We start from the raw sequence: 22,160 nt of genomic DNA on the forward strand, positions 1-22,160 counted from the left end.
CCGGGGCCGTGAATGGGCCAGAATCGACGGTCGCGCTGTACATTCGCCTCATGCCTGCTTCTGCCCGCACTAGCGTATTCATCAGCTACAGCCACGCCGACGAAAAGTGGCGCAAACTGCTCGAAAGCCATTTTGCGCCCTTGCAGCGCGACCACCGCAACTTCCGAATCTGGAGCGACAAGGACCTGCAAGTGGGCGAACCCTGGCTGGACCGCATTCGCAAAGAGCTGGCAACCGCCAAAGTAGGCATTCTGCTGATTAGCCGCCACTTCATGGCTTCAAGCTTCATTCATTCCGACGAACTGCCGCCGCTGCTGGCAGCGGCGAAGGCCGAAGGGGTGGTGCTGCTGCCGGTCATCGTAGGGCACAGCACCTTCAAAAGCTCACCGCTGGGCAAGCTGCAAACCTTCAACCAGCCCGATAAGCCGCTGGTCGACCTCACGCCTTCGCAACGCGACAAAGAGGTGGTGCGTCTGTGCGAAAAGATTGCCAAGCTGCTCAAGCTGAAAGCCGCTTCCGCCCAACCGGTGCCGAAAAAAGCCGCCGCGCCCAAAGCCCCCAAGCGCGTGGCCCCGGTGGCCGCCCAGCCCGAACCGGCCGCTACCAGCGCCGTTGCCAAATCCAAAGCCATTGCCAAAAGCAAGGCCATTGCGAAGAAAAAAACGACTGCCAAACCTCCCACCAAAGCCGCCGCTACCCCCGCTACTAAAAAGATAACGCCCCGCATCGCCAAATAAACCGCGCCTTACTCCGCCTGTTTGCGGGCAGAATCCGTAGCCGCCAGCCATACCACTGCTGCCAGGCACAGCGCAAACCACGCCCACGGCAGCCGCAAATCGAGCACCGACAGCCCCCCGAAAACCAGCGCCGTGCTGAAGCTGGCGAAGGATTGAAAAGCCTGGTTCAAACCGAATATCTCGCCCCGGTCGGCCTCCGTGGTGTGGCGGGCTAGGCGCCCTTCCAGCAAGCCCTGGATGAGGGAAAGCGTGAGGCAGTCGGCCGTAACCAGGGCGTAGAGGGCCGTTTTGGAGGTGCCCATCAGGCCGTAGCCGGCCAGCACCGGCACGCCCAGCGCCGCCAGCCACACAATGGCCCGGCGCTGGTTGATGCGGTCAGCCAGGTAGGTGTAAAACACGTAGTTCAGCACGATGCTCAGCCCGCCGAAAAACATGAACATGTAGGAAATCTGCCGTGCATCGAAGCGCATTGGCCCCAGGCTCAGAAACGGCACGAAGTAGAAATAATAGCCCGTGCTGAGCGTGAGGGCCACCTGCGTGAGCACAATGCGCCGGATGCCGGGGTTCTGTTGGTTTTTCTCGCGCAGCCGCGCCCAGAGCGTGAGCGGGTTGATGGCCAGGGCCAGCTCGGCCCGCAGCTCGGCGCCGCGCACGCCACTGCGCTGCCGGTGCGTCTCGGGCAGCCAGAAACTCAGCCCCACGTTGAGGGCCGCCAGGGCCACGGCCAGTCGCACCACGTAGGTGGCTTGCTGCGCCGGCGGCACCTGCAAGGCGCTCAGCAGCAACCCCGACGCCATAGGCCCCAGCACGAAGCCCAGCGAAATGATGGCGCCCTCAATGCCCAGGTTGCGAAACAGTCGCTCCGGCTTCGAGATGTCGGTGATAGCCGAGCGCACCGTGGCGTACATACCATTGGTGAGCCCGTCCGACACGCGGTTCACGAAGTAAAGCCCCGCCCGCACCGGCAGCAGTAGCGCATTGGCCAGCAGTGTGCCCACGGCCGACAGGATGAAAATGGGCCGCCGACCGTAGCCGTCGCTCAGCCGCCCCAGCAGCGGCGCCGAAAACAGCTGCACCCCCAGAAATACGCCCGTGCCCACGCTCAACCACAATTGCGGCTGGTGCAGGCCCCGTACAAACTCGGGCAGCACCGGCCCCACGGCCGCCCCCACGATGACGTCGAGCAGAATGATGGCGTAAAGCAGCGGCAGACGGCGGTCGGAGGGGAGCAGGGGCACGGGGCAAAGTAACGGCGGGTTCGGCGGGCCGCCACGGCCGGGTGTCGGCGCCGTCAGGCTTATTTTTGCCACCCTGAGCGCGGCCTTCACTACGGGCGGCCTTCTTTTGCAGCCTATGGAGGAAGTGTTGACAGCCCCCGGGGTTTCGCCGCGGCGGGCGCGGGTGGCCATTGCGTTGTTCTTTTTTGTGTCGGGTTTCGGATTTGCTACCTGGGCCTCGCGCATCCCCATTATCCAGCACCAACTCGGGCTCGATGAAGCGCAGCTGGGGGCCGTGCTGCTGGCCCTGCCCGCCGGCTTGATGATGACGCTGCCGGTGACCGGCCAACTGTTGCAGCGCTTCAGCAGCCGGCAGGTGATGCTGGTGGGCGCCGTGCTCTACAACCTCGCGCTGGGCTTGCTGGGCTTCGCGGCGCACACCTGGCAGTTGGCGGCGCTGCTGTTCTGCTTCGGCTGCTCGCGCAACCTGCTCAACCTATCCGTCAATGCCCAGTCGGTGGGCGTCCAGACGTTTTATCCGCGCTCCATCATTGCCACGTTTCACGGCATCTGGAGCGTGGCGGGGTTCGCGGCGGCCGGCGTGGCCACGCTGCTCATCAAGAACAACGTGCCCACAGCTTATCATTTCGTGGCCGTATCGGTGGCGCTTACCGGGCTGGCGCTGGCTTTCTTCCCGCGCACGCTGGCGCTACCGCCCGCGCCGCTGGCCAAACGCTCGTTCTTCTCCTGGCCCGAAAAGCCGGTGCTGAAATTCGGCCTCATCGCCTTCGCCTCCATGGCCTGCGAAGGCACCCTCTACGACTGGACCGGCGTGTACTTCACCCAGGCCGTGCACGCGCCCAAAGAGCTGGCTCCCATCGGCTTCACCCTCTACATGGTGGCCATGACCACCGGCCGCTTCCTTGGCGACTGGCTGGTAACGCGCTTCGGCAAGAAACCCATTCTGCAAGGCAGCGGCCTGCTTATGAGCACGGGTCTGCTGCTGGCCGCTGCCTTCCCCACGGTGCCGCTGGCTGGCCTGGGTTTCGTGCTGGCGGGCTTGGGCGTGTCGTGCGTGGTGCCACTGGTGTTCGGTCTCGTAGGCCGGGCCAACCCGCTGAGTGCAGGCGCGGCCATCGCCTCCGTCTCCACGGTGAGCTACTTCGGCTTCCTCATGGTGCCGCCGCTGGTGGGCTTCGTGGCGAAGGCAGCCAGCCTGCGCTGGTCATTCGCGGTGGTGGCGATGCTGGGTGGCCTAGTGATGTGGCTGGTGCCCAAACTGCGGGTGGAAGGGGAACCGGCTCAATCGTAGTCTCCGGGTGTTCTCAGAAATGCTGTCAGCGGCGAAAACCGAAGGTGCCTCTGCTCTACTGTGCGTTAGCCTGAAAAAGCTTTTTATCAGCCCAGAAAGTGCCGAGCGGTACCAAAGAGGCAATGAATCCCAGTGCCATTTTCCTTACAGACCAGCCACGCTCGATGCTCTGCTGAATCAGCAACAGTACGTAAAGTACGAACAGAACCCCATGCGCCATGCCCACGTGCCTGACCGCCTGCGGTTGGCCCGCGAGGTATTTCAAGGGCATAGCAATCAGCAGCAACACCAAAAACGATACCCCTTCTAGAATTGCCACGAGGCGCAAGCGGCCCAGGCCGGTTAGCAGAAAATGCGTCATACAAAAAGCAAAAAAGCGCGGCGAGTAAACGCCGCGCTTTTCATGAAAAATGCGTTTATTGGTTAAGCCAAGTTGTTCGACGAAGCCTTGGCCGCCAAGAACTCACGGTTCAGAATGGCAATGTTTTCCAGCGAGATGCCCACCGGGCACTCGGCCGCGCAGGAGCCGATGTTGGTGCAGGCGCCGAAGCCTTCCTTGTCCATCTGGGCCACCATGTTTTCGACGCGGGTTTTGCGCTCCACCTGGCCCTGGGGCAACAGCGCGAGCTGCGACACCTTGGCCGACACGAACAGCATAGCCGAGGCATTCTTGCAAGCCGCCACGCAGGCGCCGCAGCCAATGCAGGTAGCCGCCTCAAACGCCCGGTCCGAAATCTCCTTCGGAATCGGAATCTCGTTGCCGTCGGGCGCGCCGCCGGTGTTAACGCTCACGTAGCCGCCCGCCTGAATGATACGGTCGAACGCCGAGCGGTCCACGCTCAAATCCTTGTTCACCGGGAAGGAGGACGCGCGCCAGGGCTCGATGGTGATGGTGTCGCCGTCCGAGAACTTGCGCATGTGCAGCTGGCAGGTGGTGGTGCCCTTCTCCGGGCCGTGCGAGCGGCCGTTGATGAACAAGTCGCACGAGCCGCAGATGCCTTCGCGGCAGTCGTGGTCGAAGGCCACCGGGTCCTGGCCGCCGCGCAGCAGGTCCTCGTTCAGCACGTCGAGCATTTCCAGAAAGGACATATCGGGCGAAATGTCCTTTACTTGGTAATCCACAATTTTCCCCTGGGCCTGGCGGTTGGGCTGCCGCCACACTTTCAGGGTCAGGTTCATCGGTTTAGCGTTGGGGTTGGAACCGGCCATTTTTAGCTAGTAGTTAGTAGCAAGTATTGAGTAGTGAGATAAGCATTATGAGGCAGAGAGCAGCAAGTAAACCGTACTTGCTACTCAATTACTCGATACTCACTACTATTTATAGCTTCGCTGCGTGAGTTTGACGTTTTCGAAGGTGAGTTCTTCCTTGTTGAGCTTCTCGGGCTGGTTCTCGCCCTGATACTCCCAGGCGGCTACGTAGGCGTAGTTTTCGTCGTCGCGCAGGGCCTCGCCCTCGGGGGTCTGGTACTCTTCGCGGAAGTGGCCGCCGCAGCTTTCGTTGCGGTTCAGGGCGTCGTCCACCATCAGCTCGCCGAGCTCGATGAAGTCGGCCACGCGGCCGGCTTTTTCCAGCGCCTGGTTCATTTCCTCGCCGGAGCCCACCACCTTCACGTCGCTCCAAAATTCCTTCTTCAGCTTTTGAATCTCGGCTTTGGCGTACTTCAGGCCTTCGGCGGTGCGGGCCATGCCGCAGTACTCCCACATGATGTGGCCGAGGATTTTGTGGAAATCATCGGGGGTGCGGTTGCCTTTGATGTTGAGCAGCTGCTCGGTACGAGCCTGCACACCAGCCTTCGCCTCCGCGAAAGCGGGGTGGTCAACATTGACCGGCTTTGGCGGCGTCTGGGCCAGGTAATCACCAATGGTATAGGGGATTACGAAGTAGCCGTCGGCCAGGCCCTGCATCAGGGCCGAGGCGCCGAGACGGTTGGCGCCGTGGTCGGAGAAGTTGCACTCGCCGGTGGCGTAGAGGCCGGGCACGGTGGTTTGCAGGTTGTAGTCCACCCACAGGCCGCCCATGGTGTAGTGCACCGCCGGGTAAATCCGCATCGGCTGCTTGTAGGGGTCCTCGTCAGTGATTTTCTCGTACATGGCAAACAAGTTGCCGTACTTCTGACTCACCGCGTCGGCGCCTGTGCGCTTGATGATTTCCGAGAAATCGAGGTACACGGCTAGGCCGGTGCTGCCCACGCCGCGGCCTTCATCGCACATCATTTTGGCGTTGCGCGAGGCCACGTCGCGCGGCACGAGGTTGCCGAAGGCGGGGTACTTGCGCTCCAGAAAGTAGTCCCGGTCGTCCTCGGCAATGTCCTGGGGCTTGATTTCGCCTTTGCGCACGCGCTCAGCCATTTCTACTGTTTTGGGCACCCACACGCGGCCGTCGTTACGGAGCGATTCCGACATCAGCGTGAGCTTCGACTGGTAGTCGCCGCTTACAGGGATGCAGGTGGGGTGAATCTGGGTGAAGCAGGGGTTGGCGAAGAACGCGCCTTTTTTGTGGGCACGCCAGGCGGCCGTCACATTGCAGTACATGGCGTTGGTGCTCAGGTAGAACACGTTGCCGTAGCCACCGGTGGCCAGCACCACGGCGTGGGCCGAGTGCGTTTCCACCTCACCCGTTACCAGGTTGCGCGTCACGATGCCGCGCGCCTGCCCGTCGATAATCACCACGTCGAGCATCTCGGAGCGGGTGTACATCTTCACCTTGCCGTAGGCAATCTGGCGACTCAGGGCCGAGTAGGCGCCCAGCAGGAGCTGCTGTCCGGTCTGGCCGCGGGCGTAGAACGTGCGGCTCACCTGGGCCCCGCCGAAGGAGCGGTTGGCCAGCAGGCCGCCGTATTCGCGGGCGAAGGGCACGCCCTGGGCCACGCACTGGTCGATGATATTCACCGATACCTGGGCCAGGCGGTACACGTTGGCTTCGCGGGCGCGGTAGTCGCCGCCCTTCACGGTGTCGTAGAACAGGCGGAACACGGAGTCGCCGTCGTTCTGGTAGTTCTTCGCTGCGTTGATGCCGCCCTGCGCGGCGATGGAGTGCGCGCGGCGGGGCGAATCGTGGTAGGTAAAGGCCTTCACGTTGTAGCCCAGCTCGGCGAGCGAGGCGGCGGCGGCGCCACCGGCCAGGCCCGTGCCGACCACAATCACGTCGTATTTCCGCTTGTTGGCGGGGTTCACGAGCTTGACGTTGAACTTATGCTTCTCCCACTTTTCGGCGAGAGGGCCTTCGGGAATTTTGGAATCCAACTGCATAAAGCGACGGAGTGAGGGAGTGATATTCAGCAAGTAAACAGTCGAAGGCGCCGGGTGTTAGGCGCGGCCGAAGGTTTTCTTGCGCGTCAGCAAATTAGAATTTAGAAAGCGGCGGCTACGCTCTGCAGCACGGCCGAAGCATTGGCAGCCAGCTCGCCCTGCGCGTTGGTAAACAGGAAGAAGTAGAGCGGCATGGAAGCGAAACCGGCCGAAACCAGCACGGCAAACGCGTAGCCGATGTACTTAATGGCCGGGGTGTACTTGCGGTGGTTCAGGCCCAGCGTCTGGAAGCCCGAGCGGAAGCCATGCCACAGGTGGTAGCCGAGGCTGATTTGGGCGGCCACGTAGAGTAGCACGTACCACCAGATGTGGAACGAGTCGACCACGGCCATGTAGAGGTTGTCGTAGTCGCGGGTCAGCGGGTCGGCACCGCCCATTTTGGGGATGTCGCCGGCGAAACGGGCGCGCCAGAAGAAATTGTAGAGGTGGACAATCAGGAAAATCAGGATGATGGTGCCTAGGATGCCCATGTTGCGCGAGGTCCATTCCGAGTTTTGCTCGGAGTGGTTGCTCACGTAGCCCTGGCTGCCGCGGGCGGCTTTGTTGCGGCGCGTCAGCATCAGCGCCTCGTAGATGTGGAAGCCGAAACCCAGCACCAGGCCCCATTCGATGGTGCGGATGATTGGGTTGGTGCCCATGAAGTGGGAGTAGGTATTAAAGGCCGCGCCTCCGTCGTGCTTGAAGAGCTGCAGGTTGCCAATGAGGTGAACCACCAGGAAGGTGCAGAGAAACAAGCCCGAAAGGGACATGATAATCTTCCGGCCGATGCTGCTGGTGAATGTTTTGGATATCCAACTCATAAAGTAGCCAAACTTGGAACGTGGGAGGGTGTGTTTTGAGGGCTCAAAGGTAGCCCCCACTCGCTAACCGGGCAACGGACGGGCGGTTTACTTACCCGGGCTGGGCAATTGATTAAACATTGGCCGCCGTGGTGAATCTATCCTGGGCCGGCATCGTTTACACACGCACGGGAGCGGCTGGGAGTTTGTGTAACTTGTCTGGCCCTGAGGCGCGGCTGTAACCGCAACGCCCCGGCCCAACCTGTTTTCTTTTGTTAGTCAGTCAGTATGATACAGTTTTTTCCACTTCGGGTAGGAGCGTGGGCGCGGGTGGCGCTATTGCTAACAGTCTTTGCTGCGGGGCTAAGCTTGCGCCCAGATGCCGCGTGGGCCACACACTTGCGGGCCGGCGACATCCAGGCTAAGCCGGATACGGTGACCGGTAATCCGCGCCGTGTCTTCTTCAAGATGATTCTCTACACCGACAACAGCTCGAACGTGCCGGCTGACTTTGCCACGGTCTTCTATGGTGATGGCACGTCGAGCTGCCCGCCCGGCATTCCGCGATTTGGGCCGCGCCGCGCCATTCCGGGCAACACCGACACCAGCGTCAATATTTATTATTTCGAGCACACCTACCCGTCATCGGGCAGCTTTACGGTGAGCTATATTGGCGAAAACCGCAACCCGGGCGTGTTGAACATGGATAATTCCATCAACACCAATTTTTTCATCAGCACCACCATTACCATTGACCCCGCCCTGGGCCGCAACCGTTCGCCCATTCTCACGGCGCCGGCAGTCGACAAAGCGGGGCTCCGGCAGGTTTATCTGCACAACCCGGCCGCTTTCGACGCCGACGGTGATTCGCTGGCTTTCCATCTGCGGCCCAGCCAGATGGTGCCGCTGGGCATTGCGGGCACGCAAGGTCCGCCCTGCACCGGCGGCGGCAGCGGGACCAATACGCCGGCCCCGGTATCGGTAGCCAACTTCCGGTATCCGAATGACCCAAGCATCACTGGCTCGGGCAACCCGCCGGTGCAGGTGGCTTATAATGGCGTGCCGCCGGGCGTGCCGGGGGCGCCGGCCGTTTTTGTGCAGGATGTGTACACCGGTCAAATTACCTGGAACGCGCCGGTGGCGCTAGGTTTCTACAACGTGGCTTTTGAAGTGGAGGAATGGCGCCGCACGCCGCTGGGCCGCCGCCGGATTGGCCTGGTAGTCCGCGATATGCAGATTATTGTGACGGCCTCAAACAACCTGCGCCCCATCATCACGGTGCCGGCCGATATCTGCGTGGTGGCCGGGCAAACCGTGACGGGCAACGTGACGGCCGTGGACGATGCCACCGGCGGCGCCCAGCAAACCCCCATCTCGTTGTTTGCCTACTCGGGCATTATCCCGCCGGCCACGTTCCGGCAGTCGCAAACCGGGCCGCCGCTAGCCCAAGGCACGTTCACCTGGCAGACGGACTGCAGCAACGTAGCCCGCCAGCCTTACCTGGTGGTGTTCAAGGCGCAGGATTCGCCCACGGCGCCCACGGCTCCGCTCATTGACGAAAAGCCTTGGCGCATTACGGTGGTGGGCCCGGCGCCGCAAAACCTGCGCGCCGTGCCCGGCACTGGCACCGTGACCAATGCCGTGTTGACCTGGAACCCCTACATCTGCACCAACGCTTCGCAGATTTACATCTACCGCAAGGTGAATTCCTCGACCTTCGTGCCCGGGCCCTGCGACACGGGCATTCCCGCCTCGGCCGGCTACACCCGCATTGGCGTCGTTTCGGCCACCACCACCACGTTCACGGATAGCAACCTCGACGCCAACGGCGTGGCCCAGGGCCTCGACCGCGGCCAGACGTACTGCTACCGCATCTATGCCGAGTTTCCCTTGCCCGCCGGCGGAGCCAGCATTGCCTCGCAGGAAACCTGCGTGTCGTTTCAGGGCAATGGCGCCCGGATGGTGAAAGTAGACGTGGAAAATACCGGCGTGACCACCGGCCAGATGCAGGTGTGCTGGACGCGCCCGCGCCCGGCCGGCGGCGTTCCCTTCGAGGGCACGCCCAGCTACGTCCTGTCGCGCGGGGAGGGCCTGGCCCCGACCACCTTCACGCCCATCGCCACTCTCAGCTCGCTGGCCGATACGTGCTATACCGATACGCGGCTCAACACCCAGGACCTGCAGTACACCTATAAGCTGGAGTTTGTGCGCACCTTCGCGCCCGGCGATTCCCGCGCGCCTGTTCGGGAGGCTTCGCCCACGGCCAGCAGCGTGCGCACCAGTGCCGTGCCCACCAGTGCGGCGGCCACGGCTGTGCGCGTGAGCTGGACCTATAATGTGCCTTGGGATAATGCCTCGCGTCCGGCCATTATCTTCCGCCGCACCGGCACCACGGGGGCCTTTGCCCGCATCGGCACAGCACCCACCACCGCCACCGGCGGAACCTACACCGACAGCGACCCTACGTTGGTGAAGGGCCAGACCTACTATTACTATGTGCAGACCGACGGCCAATACCCCGGCATTGCCTACCTGAACTCCCTGCCGAACCGTAGCCAAATCCGCAGCTTGGTGCTCAACAGCCCGCCCTGCACGCCCAAGCTGACGCTGGAGCCCACCAACTGCGACGAACTGGCCGCCCGGCCCCAGTACCCCACGCCCAACGACCGGTACACCAACCGCCTGAGCTGGACGCTGACCGACACGCCCACCGGCTGCGACGCCACCGTGACGGGCTACCGCGTGTATTACCGGCCTACGCCCACGGGCGCCTTCAGCTTCCTGGGCACCACCACGCAGCCCAATTTCGTGCACAACGACCTGCCGGCTTCGGGCGGCTGCTACGCGGTGCAGGCCGTGGGCAATGGCGGGGTGCTGAGCGACACCAGCAACGTGGCTTGCCAGGACAACTGCCTGTTCTTCATGCTGCCCAACGTGTTCACGCCCAACGGCGACAACCAGAACGCCGTGTTCCGGCCCAAGAACAACTCGCCGGTGCGGCGGGTGCACTTCCAGGCCTTCAACCGCTGGGGCGTGAAAGTATTTGAGAACACCACCACCGCCAGCGACCCCGTGCTCATCAACTGGGACGGCGGCGGGCCGGTGGGGGAAGCCGCCTCGGGCACGGGCAAAACCACCGCCGATGGCGTGTATTACTACCTGGCCGAAGTAGAGTTTGCCGATTTTAACAACACGAAGCGGACATACAAAGGCTGGGTTGAAATCATTCGCTAGCCTTAAAAGCGCGTTAAAAAGAAAGGCCGCCCTGCAAAGGGCGGCCTTTTCGGCTTAATTTGTGTGGGCAAGAAGCGCGTGAAAAATAACGGGTTCTGCGTGGGCAGGCTGTTTCCCTTTCCGTACTTTCCTTTGGGCCCGTACTCGTTTCCAAACCTCGGGCGTTTGGCTGGGTTGCTAGCCGGGGCCTGCATCGCAAGAGCGGTGCTGATGCTGACGGCTTTTTTTAGAATTGCTATGATAGAATATTTTCTCTTTCGTGCCCGGGCCTGGGCCTGGGCGGTTGCGCTGATGTTGGTGGTAGGGGCGGGGCTGCGCCCGGAAACGGCGCGCGCCAGCCACATCCGGGCCGGCGACATTCAGGCCAAAGTGGACACCACGGCCGGCCGCAACCCACGCCGCATCTTCTTCAAGATGATACTCTACACCACCACGCTGCCCACCAACGGCAACCCGCCGGTGGATGAGAAGCAGGTGACCATTTTTTTCGGCGATGGCACCTCCAGCTGTTACCAGGGCATTGACCGGGTGCCGGGCGGGCGCCTGCCCATTCCGCTGGTGCCGGATACCGGGCTCAACGTGTACACGTTTGAGCACACGTACCCCGCGACGGGCAGCTACACGGTGGCCTACACCGGCGAAAACCGCGTGGCGGGCGTGCTCAACATGGATAATTCGGGCGCGCAATCCTTCTTCATCAGCACCACCATTACCATCGACCCCGCGCTGGGCTTCAACCACTCGCCGGTGCTGACCTCGCCCGCCGTGGACAAAGGCGGCATCAACCAGGTATTTTTGCACAACCCCGGCGGCTACGATGCCGACGGCGACTCGCTGGCCTACCACCTGCGGGCCAGCCAGAAGGTGAGCCTGCTGGCGGAAAATATTGTAGCGGCTCCCTGCCCCAACGGCCGGGGCGACAACACGCCTATATCGTTGGTGGTACCCAACTTCCGCTTCCCCGCCGACCCGACCCTGGCCCCGGGCACTGTGCAGGTGCCCTACAACGGGGTGCCCTCGAGCACGGGCGTGGGGAACATTCCTGCCATTTTTGTGCAGGACCCCTACACCGGCCAGATTACCTGGAATGCGCCCGGGCTGGCCGGCTACTACAACGTGGCCATGGAAATTGAGGAGTGGCGCCGCACGCCACTGGGCCGCCGCCGCATTGGCCTGGTCATCCGTGACATGCAGATTCTCATCGTGCCCACCAACAACCTGCGGCCGAACCTGACCATTCCGGCCGACATCTGCGTGGTGGCTGGCCAGTCGATTACCGGGGTGGTGACGGCCACCGACGGCATTGGGCCGGGCAGCGCGGCCCAGACGCCGGTTTCGCTGTTTGCCTACGCGGGCATCAAGCCGCCGGCCACCTTCGTGCAAAGCACGCAGGGGCCACCCCAGGCGCGGGGCGTGTTCACCTGGCAAACGGATTGCAGCAACGTGGCCCGCCTGCCGTATCTGGTGGTGTTTAAGGCCCAGGACACGCCGCCCGGCTCGGGCACCACCACCACGCCCCCAGCCAGCCAGCCCCTGATTGATGAGCAGGTGTGGCGCATCACGGTGGTGGGCCCGGCGCCCCAAAACCTGACCGCCACACCCGGCACCAGCCCGGCCGGCCTCAACCGCACGGTGCTGAACTGGAGCCCCTACACCTGCACCAACGCGAGCGTCATCTACATCTACCGGAAGGTGGGCCCGGGGCCGGGGCCGGGCGCCTGCGAAACGGGCATTCCAGCGTCGTCGGGCTACGTGCGCATCGGCTCGGCGCTGCCCAATGCCACTACTTTCACCGACGAAAACCTGGATGCCGGCGGGGTGGCCCGCGGCCTGGCCCGGGGCCTCACCTATTGCTACCGCATCTACGCCGAGTTTCCGCTGCCGGCAGCTGGGGCCAGCCTGGCCTCGGCCGAGGCGTGTGCCACCATTGCCGGCCGCTCGGCTCAGCTCAAGAACGTGGATGTGGACGCGACCAGCGCCACCGCCGGCCAGATAGCCGTGCGCTGGACCACGCCCCGGACCACCACGGGCGTCGCTTTCGACGGTACGCCCAGCTACGTGCTGTCGCGCGGGGAGGGCCTGAGTCCGACGACTTTTACGACGCTGCGCACCTTCACCTCGCTCGCCGACACATCGTTTATCGACACCGGCCTCAACACTCTGGACCGTCAGTACAGCTACCGGCTCGATTTCGTGCGCTCCTTCCCCAACGGCCAGGCCAGCATCACCGAAACCGGCATGCCGGCCAGCAGCGTACGGACGACGGTGGCGGCCAACAACCCGCCCACGTCGTTCGGCGTGAGCTGGAGCTACAACGTGCCTTGGGACAACGCCGCCCGGCCCGTCGCCATCTACCGCCGCGCCAACACGCCGGGCAGCCAGTTTGTGCAGATTGCCACGGCTCCCACCGGCCTGAATGGTGGCTCTTATCTCGACAACAGCGCGGCGCTGGTGACGGGCCAGAACTACTGCTACTACGTACGGACCGAGGGCCGCTACGCCTCCACCGGCTACCTCAGCTCATTGCTCAACAAAAGCCAGGAGCAGTGCCGGCAGCTGATTGCGCCGCCGTGCACGCCGGTGCTCTCTCTGCAAAACGTAAACTGTGACAGCCTGTCGGCGTTGCCACAGCCGTCGGGCAGCAGCCCAACCTACACCAACCGCCTGCGCTGGACGCTGAGCAACACCCCCGCCGGCTGCGACGCCAGCGGGGTGAGCTACCGCCTGTTCTACCGCGAAGGCACCGCCGGCCGCTTCACTCTGCTCACCACCACCTCGCAAACCAGTTTCGTGCACAGCAACCTGCCGAACTCGGGCGGCTGCTACGCGGTGCAGGCCGTGGGCAACGGCGGCGCGGCCAGCGACACGAGCAACGTGGCCTGCCAGGCCAACTGCCTGTTTTTCTCGCTGCCCAACATTTTCACGCCCAACGGCGACGGCCTGAACACAGTGTTCAAGCCCCGGAGCAACTCGCCGGTACGCAGCGTGCATTTCCAGGCGTTCAACCGCTGGGGCCGCAAGGTTTTTGAGAACACCACCACCGCCATCGACGCTGTCCTTATCAACTGGGACGGCGGCGGGCCCCTAGCCGGCGATACCCCAAGCGCCCGCGGCGGCAAAGTGGCCGATGGCATTTACTACTACCTGGCCGAGGTCGAGTTTGCGGACCTGGCCGGCACCAAGCGAACCTACAAGGGCTGGGTGGAGATAGTGCGATAACAACTCAGATTGATAACCTGCCAGCTTATGCGAGCGAGGCAATTCAAACGGAGCGGCTTCTAAGAGCCGCTCCGTTTTTTTGGGCCAATGCGGGTTTGTTTGCAGCTTGCGCCCCCAATTCATTTTCCCTCCCTTAGATACTTCTCTTCCCATGAGCTCGACCACCGCCATCGTATTTCCCGGCCAGGGCAGCCAGTTCCCCGGCATGGCCCGCGACCTTTTCGACCAGAGCCTCGACGCCCGCGCCCTGCTCACCCAGGCCAACGACATCCTCGGCTTCAGCCTCACCGACATCATGTTTTCGGGCTCCGACGACGACCTGCGCCGCACCGACGTCACCCAGCCGGCCATTTTCGTGCATTCGGTGGCGCAGTTTGTGGCTCGGCCCGAGCTGCAGCCCGGCATGACGGCTGGCCACTCGCTGGGCGAGTTCTCGGCGCTGGTGGCCGCCGGCGTGCTGCGCTTCGAGGATGCTCTGCCGCTGGTGGCCCGCCGCGCCCAGGCCATGCAGGCCGCCTGCGAGGAGCAGCCCGGCACCATGGCCGCCATTCTGGGCCTTGATGACGCCACCGTGGAGCGCATCTGCCAGGAAATCAGCGACGCGGGCGACGTGGTGGTGGCCGCCAACTACAACTGCCCCGGCCAGCTCGTCATTTCGGGCTCCACGGCCGGCATTGCCAAAGCCTGCGAGGCCCTGAAAGCCGCCGGCGCCAAGCGCGCCCTGCCGCTACCCGTGGGCGGGGCCTTCCACTCGCCGCTCATGCAGAGCGCCGCCGCCGCCCTGGCCGAGGCCATCGAGAAAACCACCTTCAACGCCGCCAAATGCCCCGTTTACCAAAACGTGGACGCACGATCGCACACCGACCCCGCCGAAATCAAAACTAACCTGCTGGCCCAGCTCACCGCCCCCGTGCGCTGGACGCAGCTGGTGCAGCAAATGGCCGCCGATGGCGCCACCGAATTCATCGAGTGCGGCCCCGGCAAGGTGTTGCAGGGCTTGGTGAAGAAGATTGTGCCCACAGCCACCATCGGTTAGCAGAACGAGTACCCCGAAGCTCCGCTTCGGCCCGTCTGAATAATTGACGTTCATGCGGGCCGAAGCGGAGCCTTGGGGTACTCGTTCTGCTAGCTCACCCCACGCGCTGCACCGGCAGCGGGTCGGGGCATTGCACCAGCAGTTCCGCCACGCTCACTCCCAGCGCCGGATGCCGCACCTCGCCCGCAATTTCGGCCAACGGCCCCAGCGCAAAGCGGCGCTCGGGCAGGCGAGGGTGCGGCACGGTCAGGCTGGGTTCGTCGATTATTTCATCGCCGTAGAGCAAGATATCTACGTCCAGCGTGCGGCTGCCCCAGCGTTCGAGGCGCTCACGCCCGGCTTTTTGCTCAGTCGCCAGGCATTGCGCCAGCAGTTCTGGCGCCGATAATTCCGTGCGGAGGGCCAATGCCTGATTTAGAAAAGCCGGCTGGTCTTCGCGGCCCCAAGCCGCCGTTTCGTAAAGAGCTGAGGCCGCTATTATCGCGCCCGCCGAAGCGGCCAATTCTTGCCGGGCTAACGCCAGCAAAGCAGCCCGGTCGCCGAGGTTGCTGCCGAGCAGCAGGTAGGCGGTAACGGCGCGGCTCATAGGTGGCGCAGGAAGAAGTCGGCGGTACGCTCGGCTACGAAACGGGCGGGCTCCGGTAGTTCATTTTTAGCCCAGGGGTGGGCGCCGCCGAACATATGGGTGGCATCGGGCAGCAGCAGCAGCTCGGCATCGGGCCGGAGCTGGTGCAGGGTGTGGGCGGCGGCCACGTTCACGGTTTCGTCCTGGTCGCCGTGCACAATGAGCAGGGGCTGGCGCAGCTTGCGGCGCACGTTGTGGGCAATGTCGAGGCGCGGGCGGTGGGCATGGTAGTCCTCCACAATCTGGTAGTGCATGGGCAACTGCTGGCCGGTGCGCGTGTTGGGCACGTGCAGGATGCCGGTGCGCTCCCATTCGTCAAAAATGGCCTGGGGCCAGTGCGGGTGCACTTCGGCAATGGCGGCCCAGGTAGCCACGGCCCGCACGCGCGGGTCTTCGGCGGCTTTGAGCAGCACTAGGCCGCCCCCGCGGCTGTGGCCCACCAGGCCCATGCGCTGTAGGTCCATTTCGGCCGCCGGTACGGGCGACTTGCCCGCAAACAGCGCCTCAATGACCTGCCCGATATCATCGAGTTCGATGCTGAAATTGTTGCGCCCAAAGGCCTCCAAATCCTCCAAATCGCCGGTGCCGCCCACCACGATGCCGTTGTGCGACAGGTTCAGCTTGACAAACACAAAGCCCCGTTCAGCAAAGAAATCGGCCAATAGCGGGAAGTGGCCCCAGTCTTTAAACCCCTTGAAGCCGTGCACGAAAATCACCACTGGCTTGGCCACGCCATCGGCCCGGAAGGTAGCATCGGCCTCGAAAGCACGGCCGTGGTCCGGGCCGGTAAGCAAAAAAGAAGCGTGAGTGAGCATACGGCGAAGGTAGGGGCGGGGAGATGGGGAGTTGGTGAAAACAGCCCGTCATGCCGAGCGCAGCCGAGGCATCTCGCGTGCCGAAGTAATCAAAACCGTTTCATCGATTGAATTACTACCACAACCGAGATGCCTCGGCTGCGCCCGGCATGACGGGCTGTTTTCCTTCGCTAACCCACAAATCCACCCCGTCTGCCGTATCATTGCTGGCGCAATGCCCCAACAACCCACTTTCTCCCTCGACCAGATTCAGGTGCCCATTGCGGCCGAAATGGAAGAGTTTGAGCACAAGTTCCGCCAGTCGATGCGCACCAAAGTGCTGCTGCTCGACAAGATAATGGGCTACATCGTGAAGCGCAAGGGCAAGCAAATCCGGCCCATGTTCGTGTTTCTCACGGCCCGCGCCACCCGCCCCGAGCCCGCCACCACCGCCCCGCTGCCCGACGCCTCCTTCCGCGGCGCGGCACTCATCGAGCTGCTGCACACCGCCACGCTGGTGCACGACGATGTGGTGGACGAAAGCAACTACCGCCGCGGCTTCTTTTCCATCAACGCGCTGTGGAAGAACAAGATTGCCGTGCTCGTGGGCGACTACCTGCTGTCGCGCGGCCTGCTGCTCTCGCTCGAAAACGACGATTTCGACCTGCTGAAAATCGTGAGCAACGCCGTGCGCGAGCTGAGTGAAGGCGAGCTGCTCCAAATCGAAAAAGCCCGCAAGCTCGACATCACCGAAGACGTTTATTTCGATATCATCCGGCAGAAAACGGCTTCGCTCATTGCCTCCTGCACGGCGGTAGGCGCGGCCTCCGTGGGCGCCGATAAGGAGACGATTGAGCGGGCCCGCTTATTCGGCGAAAAGGTCGGCATCGCCTTTCAGATTAAGGACGACTTGTTCGACTACGGCACGGCCGAAATCGGCAAGCCGGTGGGCATCGACATCAAGGAAAAAAAGATGACGCTGCCGCTGATTTATGCCCTGCAGCACGCGTCTTGGCTGGAAAAGCGCAAGGTGATTTTCAACGTGAAAAACAACGACGGCCACCGCGACCGGGTGCAGCAGGTGATTGAGTTCGTGAAGAAATCGGGCGGGCTGGACTACGCCATCAATACGATGAAAAAATACCGCGACGACGCGCTGGAAATCCTGCACACCTTCCCGGAATCGCCCAGCCGCACGTCGCTGGAGGAGTTGATTAACTACACGATTGAGCGGGAAAAATAGACCACGGATTCGCTCGGATTTTTCGGATTTCACGGATTTTGTGGATGCTCTGACAACGTCAAATGAAACAGGCCGCCTTATAAGGCGGCCTGTTTCATTTCTAAATGCACTCGTTGCGAAACAGCACGATAGCCGTCCACAAAATCCGTGAAATCCGAAAAATCCGAGCGAATCCGTGGTCCTATTCCGCCACCTGGTAGCTCACTGCCTTCGCGTCGCTCACCTTGAACGTCACGCCATCAAACGAACTGTCGACTTCCAGCGAGTGGGTCATTTCGCAGCCGGGGCACTTGATTTCCTCGATTTCGTGGTTGTCGGCGTGCGCGGGCGAGTCGGCCTGGTCGTTGGGGGCGGGCACGCCGATGAGGTCGGTGAAGACTTCGGTGTGGCACTTGGTGCACTCAAACTTGAGGCCGACGGCGCGGCCTTGCAAATCGGCGAGCGGAGCGGGCGAGCTGGGGTTTTGCTGAATCCACATAGGGAAAGGGTGTTGGAGGAAAGAAAAGAAAGATGCTGGGCCGTGGGGCCCGTTTCGGCTTTACGCGGCCGAACCGAAAAAAGATGGGCCCGCTCCGGCAGGGTGGTATTTTTGGGAAGCCGGCGCGTTGCGGGCCGTGAAATCAATTAACATGAAAGCACCCGAAAACGCCGCCGAAAGCCCGTTTCACCTCCCCCGGCTGCCGCGCTGGCGCTCCCTGCTGCGCTCCTTCGCGCTGGCCAAAGACCCGCTGCCGGTGCTCAACGACACACTGGCACACTACGGCGACACGGTAGAGCTTTACATCGGCGGGGTGGAGAAAAGCATCCTCACCCGCGACCCCGGCCTGACGCAGCACATCCTCCAGAAAAACAACCGCAACTACGCCAAATCGAAGTTTACGCGGGGCTTCTCGCGCTACATCGGCCACGGCCTGCTCACCAACGACGGGCCCGACTGGCTGCGGCAGCGCCGGCTTATTCAGCCCGGCTTCCACCGGCAGCGCGTGGCCGCCCTCACGGGCCTGATGCAGGAAATCACCAGTGAGACGCTGGCGCCGCTGGTGGCCCGGGCGCAAGCAAATGAGGGCGCCACCACCGTGGAAGTGCACGAATTAATGACTCGGCTCACGTTCCGCATCATCGCGCGCTCGGTGTTCAGCACCAACTTTCCGGAGGCGGAGCTGGACCGGCTGGCGCGGCTCATTACCGAGATTCAGGCGTTTTTCGTGCGCTCCATCCGGCAGCCCTACCTCAAGCCGTGGTTCCACTTTCGGGGCCGGTTCAAGTATCACGATGCGCTGGCCACCGAGCTGCGCGAGTTGCTGGGCAACCTCATTGCGCAGCGCCAGCGCGACAATGCCCAGCCCCACGCCACCCCGCCCGACGACCTGTTGCAGATGCTACTCGATGTGCGCTACGAAGACACCGGCGAGCCGATGACACCCGAGCGCGTGCTCGACGAGGCCCTCATCCTGCTCATTGCCGGCCACGAAACCAGCGCCAACGCCCTCACCTGGCTCACCTACCTGCTGGCCCACCACCCGCAGGAGGCCGCCGCCATTCGCACCGATATGGACGCGGTATTAGCCGGACGGAAGCCGGTTTTTGAAGACCTGCCGCGCCTGGGCCGGGCCCTGCACGCCGTGCAGGAAACCATGCGCCGCTACCCGCCCGCCTGGATGGTGGACCGCGTGGCCCTGGCCGACGACGAGTATCAGGGCCTGCACATCCCGAAGGGCACGCTGTTTTCGCTCTACTTCCACGGCCTGCATCACGACCCCAAGTACTGGCCCGAGCCCGAGCAGTTCCGGCCCAGCCGCTTCGCGCCCGGCCAGGCCCGCCCGGTGCAGGCCAACGCCTACATACCCTTCGGCGGTGGGCCGCGCCTGTGCATCGGCATGCAGTTCGCCCTCACCGAGATGCAACTCGTGACGCTGGAGTTGCTGCGGCTGTTCGAGATTGAGTGGGTGGCCGGGCAGCGTCCGGTGACGATGCAGCCCCTCATCACCCTGCGGCCCAAAGGAGACTTTCGGGTGCAGCTGCGGCTGCGTTAAAAAAGAAGAATCCCCAAAGTGGCGCTTCGGGGATTCTTCTTTTTTTCAGAAATCCATTCAGTGAAGCTGTTCAAAAAGCTGCAAAAACGGCGTAAAGACGCAAGTATGCGTCTCTACATTTGGCGAGCCGGTTTTCTGAACGGCTTCAACTTCTAAGCCAAGTGGTACGTCAGCACGGGCGGGAAGGCGTGGGTGGCCACCGTTTCGGCAATGCTGGTGTTCAGGAAGCGGCTGAGGCCGGTGCGGGCGTGGGTGGGAATGACCACCAGGTCGGCCTGCACCTGCTTGGCGTATTGCTCAATGCCGGCACTGGTGCTGGCGGCCGAAACGGTGCCGGTCTGGAAATTGGTGAGCTGGGCGTGCTGAGCAAAAGCCTGCTGGTGTTGCTGCGTGGCCGGAGTGTCGGTGCCGCTGGCCACGTGCAGCAGGTGCACGGTGGCATCGGGGAAAGCCGCCCGCACCTGCTGCAGGCCCGCAATGGCGCCTGTAGCTTCTTCCGTAAAGTCGGAGGGGAATACGATGGTGCGCACTGCAAAGTGAGGCTGCGGGTGCTTCACGGCCAGCACCGGCACGTTGGCCAGCCGCACCAGCCGCTCGGTATTCGAGCCCACGAAGAAGTTTTCCATGGCCCCGTGGCCCTGTGCACCCATTACCACCAAGTCGGCGCCGTGGCGCTCGATGGCTTGCAGAATGCCGTCGCCAATGCGGCCCACTTCCACGCCGTCTTCCACGTCCACGTCCGGGGCCAGGGCGGCGGCTTCGGTGCGCAGGCGGTGCATCCGGCCCTTGGTGGCTTCCATCAGCTTGACGAAGAAAAGCTGGTCGATGCCGCCGTCGCTGTTGGGCAACTCGCTGCCGTTGACGGGCCCGCCGTAGGTGCTGAAATTGGCCGTGGTTGCCTCGGGCGATTCCAGCACGTGCAGCAGCGTGACGCGGCCGGCCGTTTGTTTGGCCAGCTGCAGCGCTACTTCAAAGGCATGATGCGACTCGGTCGAAAAATCAGTCGGAACCAGAATGTTTTTCATGGGGGAGGGGAGAGTGAGGAAATGGAAGGGATGAACGAAGGCAGAAGCACTGCCCGCACTATGCTTACGTAAAACCAGGTGCAAGAGCTAACCATCTGTTTAGCAATTCACCTTATTCATCTAGCCTTCATCTTTCCCGGCCACTACTCCTTCAGCAGCTTGTTCACGGTCTGCTCAAAGCCGGCCATTTCTTCTTCGTAGTACTTGCCCGTACCCGGCCCCGCGAAGCCCGTGTGAATTTTCCGCACGTTGCCCTTCTTATCGAGGAAAATGGTGGTCGGAAAAGCCAGAAACTTCGCCAGCTGTGGCATCGACTTGGCTACTGAATCCTTGTTGCTGACCCCGGCAAAGGCCACATCGTAGCCGATTCGGAACCGTTCGCGCATGTTGCGCAGCTTGGCGGCCGATACCTTATAGTCTCCGCTGCGTTCGTAGCCCAAGCCGATGATTTCGACGCCGCGCGCCTTGTTCTTCTCGTACCAGGGTGCCAGGAAGTTGGTTTCGTCCATGCAGTTGGGGCACCAGGAGCCCAGCACCTGCAGCACCACCACTTTGCCCCGATACTTGGGGTCGGTAGGGGAGATACTGCCGCCTTCGATGACGTTCGGGAACTTAAAATTCAGCCGGCTTTCGCCCTTTTTGAGGTAGGTGAGGGTGTCGGCATCGGGCAGCTTAGCTTTAGGGTCGGGCACGGCCGTCCAGGTTTCGTGGCCCGATTTGCCGGCGTAGAAGTCGCCAAACAGCGTGTTGGGCGCGTATTCCTTGGTGATGTCGACGGGCTCCTTCGGCCCGTTCTGAGCCGTGAACAGGAAGGCGTGGCTGCCGTCGAAGGTGCTGACCATCATTTTCTGCCCGCTCACCGTGCCGCTGAGGTAGCGGTAGTCGCCGGTGGTGGTGAGGAAGGTGCCCGTCAGCTTGTTGCCCTGCTGGGTGAATACGCCCGTGGCCGGGTAGCTGTCGGCACCATCAGCAAAAGTAGCCCGCCAGGTACCGCCGAAGTTACCCGCCTTTTCGGTCGATTGCGCAGTTGGAAACAGTTCCTGTGCCCCCGCCGTGGCCGTCATCGGCACCCGGTACGGGTCCTTGGTATCGTACTTTACCCATGTGCCTTTCAACTTTTTGGCGCCGTCGGCGCGCACCACCAGCGCGGCATCAAAGGCGTGCATGCGGATGGTGGTGGAGTCGCCGGCCGAGGCGATTTCCTCACAGCGCAGCCGCTCCTCACCGTTCAGGCCCTTGTTGATGAGGTAGACCACCGGCTTGCCAGCTTCTGTTTTTACCTCAAACAGAAACGGGATTTCCTGGCCCTGCGCGGCCAGCACGCCGCGCCAGGGGCCGGGCGTGAGCACCGGGGCCGCCGCCGAAGTGCCGCCAGTGGCCGCCGTTTCGGTGGAAGAAGAGTTAGAAGAACAGCCGGCAAGGCCGAGGCCCAGCGTGGCCGCGGCCAGCAAGGAAAGGGAAGTTGATTTCATGGTAAGCGCAAAAATGCAAACAGAAGCTCCACAACCGCCACCCGCGCCAATAGGTTGCCGTTCGCCACTGCGCCTGCCTCCGCGCGCTCTGCGGAAATCCGGCCCTGTGCCGCAACCGAACGCAA

At 62.7% G+C, this 22,160-nt stretch carries 17 protein-coding genes; 7 read left to right on the top strand and 10 right to left on the bottom strand.

The window, feature by feature from the left end:
* Positions 1-50 precede the first annotated feature (50 nt).
* Positions 51-737 (top strand): toll/interleukin-1 receptor domain-containing protein, encoded by a 687-nt coding sequence (locus Q5H92_RS08180; protein ID WP_305011019.1) that lies wholly within the window; start codon positions 51-53, stop codon positions 735-737.
* Between the two features lie 8 nt (positions 738-745).
* On the opposite strand, the gene Q5H92_RS08185 is transcribed toward Q5H92_RS08180, so the two are convergent.
* The gene (locus Q5H92_RS08185; RefSeq protein WP_305011020.1) at positions 746-1,975 is read right to left on the bottom strand and encodes an MFS transporter; all 1,230 of its coding nucleotides are present in this window, start codon (positions 1,973-1,975) and stop codon (positions 746-748) included.
* A gap of 115 nt (positions 1,976-2,090) precedes the next feature.
* Between Q5H92_RS08185 and Q5H92_RS08190 the strand changes: the two genes are divergently transcribed.
* Positions 2,091-3,266: an MFS transporter gene (locus Q5H92_RS08190; protein WP_305011021.1), complete on the top strand. Its 1,176-nt coding sequence runs from the start codon at positions 2,091-2,093 to the stop codon at positions 3,264-3,266.
* Positions 3,267-3,321: 55 nt separating this feature from the next.
* Here Q5H92_RS08190 and Q5H92_RS08195 read toward each other — a convergent pair whose 3' ends face one another.
* The 4 genes from Q5H92_RS08195 to Q5H92_RS08210 all read right to left on the bottom strand — a co-directional run bounded on the left by Q5H92_RS08195 (position 3,322) and on the right by Q5H92_RS08210 (position 7,375).
* Positions 3,322-3,627: a DUF3817 domain-containing protein gene (locus tag Q5H92_RS08195; protein WP_305011022.1), complete on the bottom strand. Its 306-nt coding sequence runs from the start codon at positions 3,625-3,627 to the stop codon at positions 3,322-3,324.
* Positions 3,628-3,689: 62 nt separating this feature from the next.
* Complete coding sequence (locus Q5H92_RS08200) at positions 3,690-4,445, bottom strand: succinate dehydrogenase/fumarate reductase iron-sulfur subunit (protein WP_305011082.1); 756 nt, start codon at positions 4,443-4,445, stop codon at positions 3,690-3,692.
* 135 nt (positions 4,446-4,580) lie between these two features.
* Entirely contained in the window at positions 4,581-6,515 is a 1,935-nt protein-coding gene (locus Q5H92_RS08205) for a fumarate reductase/succinate dehydrogenase flavoprotein subunit (RefSeq protein WP_305011023.1), read from the bottom strand.
* 101 nt (positions 6,516-6,616) lie between these two features.
* Positions 6,617-7,375, bottom strand: coding sequence for a succinate dehydrogenase cytochrome b subunit (locus Q5H92_RS08210; protein WP_305011024.1), 759 nt, complete (start codon positions 7,373-7,375; stop codon positions 6,617-6,619).
* A gap of 348 nt (positions 7,376-7,723) precedes the next feature.
* Between Q5H92_RS08210 and Q5H92_RS08215 the strand changes: the two genes are divergently transcribed.
* The 3 genes from Q5H92_RS08215 to fabD all read left to right on the top strand — a co-directional run bounded on the left by Q5H92_RS08215 (position 7,724) and on the right by fabD (position 14,843).
* Positions 7,724-10,588 carry a T9SS type B sorting domain-containing protein gene (locus tag Q5H92_RS08215; protein ID WP_305011025.1) on the top strand — a complete coding sequence of 955 codons (2,865 nt, stop codon included), beginning with the start codon at positions 7,724-7,726 and terminating at the stop codon, positions 10,586-10,588.
* Between the two features lie 237 nt (positions 10,589-10,825).
* On the top strand, positions 10,826-13,807 hold the full coding sequence (locus tag Q5H92_RS08220; RefSeq protein ID WP_305011026.1) for a T9SS type B sorting domain-containing protein: 2,982 nt from the start codon (positions 10,826-10,828) through the stop codon (positions 13,805-13,807).
* 151 nt (positions 13,808-13,958) lie between these two features.
* A complete protein-coding gene (gene fabD / locus Q5H92_RS08225) occupies positions 13,959-14,843 on the top strand; it encodes an ACP S-malonyltransferase (protein ID WP_305011027.1) in 885 nt (294 codons plus the stop codon).
* A 94-nt stretch (positions 14,844-14,937) separates the two neighbouring features.
* On the opposite strand, the gene folK is transcribed toward fabD, so the two are convergent.
* Both folK and Q5H92_RS08235 read right to left on the bottom strand, forming a co-directional pair.
* Positions 14,938-15,429 carry a 2-amino-4-hydroxy-6-hydroxymethyldihydropteridine diphosphokinase gene (gene folK, locus Q5H92_RS08230; protein ID WP_305011028.1) on the bottom strand — a complete coding sequence of 164 codons (492 nt, stop codon included), beginning with the start codon at positions 15,427-15,429 and terminating at the stop codon, positions 14,938-14,940.
* Entirely contained in the window at positions 15,426-16,283 is an 858-nt protein-coding gene (locus tag Q5H92_RS08235; protein WP_305011029.1) for an alpha/beta hydrolase family protein, read from the bottom strand. The genes folK and Q5H92_RS08235 overlap by 4 nt, the downstream gene beginning before the upstream one ends.
* A gap of 214 nt (positions 16,284-16,497) precedes the next feature.
* Here Q5H92_RS08235 and Q5H92_RS08240 point away from each other — a divergent pair, with 214 nt between their 5' ends.
* Entirely contained in the window at positions 16,498-17,505 is a 1,008-nt protein-coding gene (locus Q5H92_RS08240; RefSeq protein ID WP_305011030.1) for a polyprenyl synthetase family protein, read from the top strand.
* Between the two features lie 181 nt (positions 17,506-17,686).
* Here Q5H92_RS08240 and Q5H92_RS08245 read toward each other — a convergent pair whose 3' ends face one another.
* Entirely contained in the window at positions 17,687-17,983 is a 297-nt protein-coding gene (locus Q5H92_RS08245) for a hypothetical protein (protein ID WP_305011031.1), read from the bottom strand.
* Positions 17,984-18,134: 151 nt separating this feature from the next.
* Between Q5H92_RS08245 and Q5H92_RS08250 the strand changes: the two genes are divergently transcribed.
* On the top strand, positions 18,135-19,538 hold the full coding sequence (locus Q5H92_RS08250) for a cytochrome P450 (protein WP_305011032.1): 1,404 nt from the start codon (positions 18,135-18,137) through the stop codon (positions 19,536-19,538).
* Between the two features lie 152 nt (positions 19,539-19,690).
* Here the strand turns inward: Q5H92_RS08250 and Q5H92_RS08255 are convergent, their stop codons facing one another.
* Both Q5H92_RS08255 and Q5H92_RS08260 read right to left on the bottom strand, forming a co-directional pair.
* Positions 19,691-20,563 carry a universal stress protein gene (locus Q5H92_RS08255; RefSeq protein ID WP_305011033.1) on the bottom strand — a complete coding sequence of 291 codons (873 nt, stop codon included), beginning with the start codon at positions 20,561-20,563 and terminating at the stop codon, positions 19,691-19,693.
* A gap of 143 nt (positions 20,564-20,706) precedes the next feature.
* A complete protein-coding gene (locus Q5H92_RS08260) occupies positions 20,707-22,035 on the bottom strand; it encodes a peroxiredoxin family protein (RefSeq protein WP_305011034.1) in 1,329 nt (442 codons plus the stop codon).
* Between the last annotated feature and the right edge of the window lie 125 nt (positions 22,036-22,160).

The organism is Hymenobacter mellowenesis (assembly GCF_030581005.1).
Lineage (GTDB): Bacteria > Bacteroidota > Bacteroidia > Cytophagales > Hymenobacteraceae > Hymenobacter > Hymenobacter mellowenesis.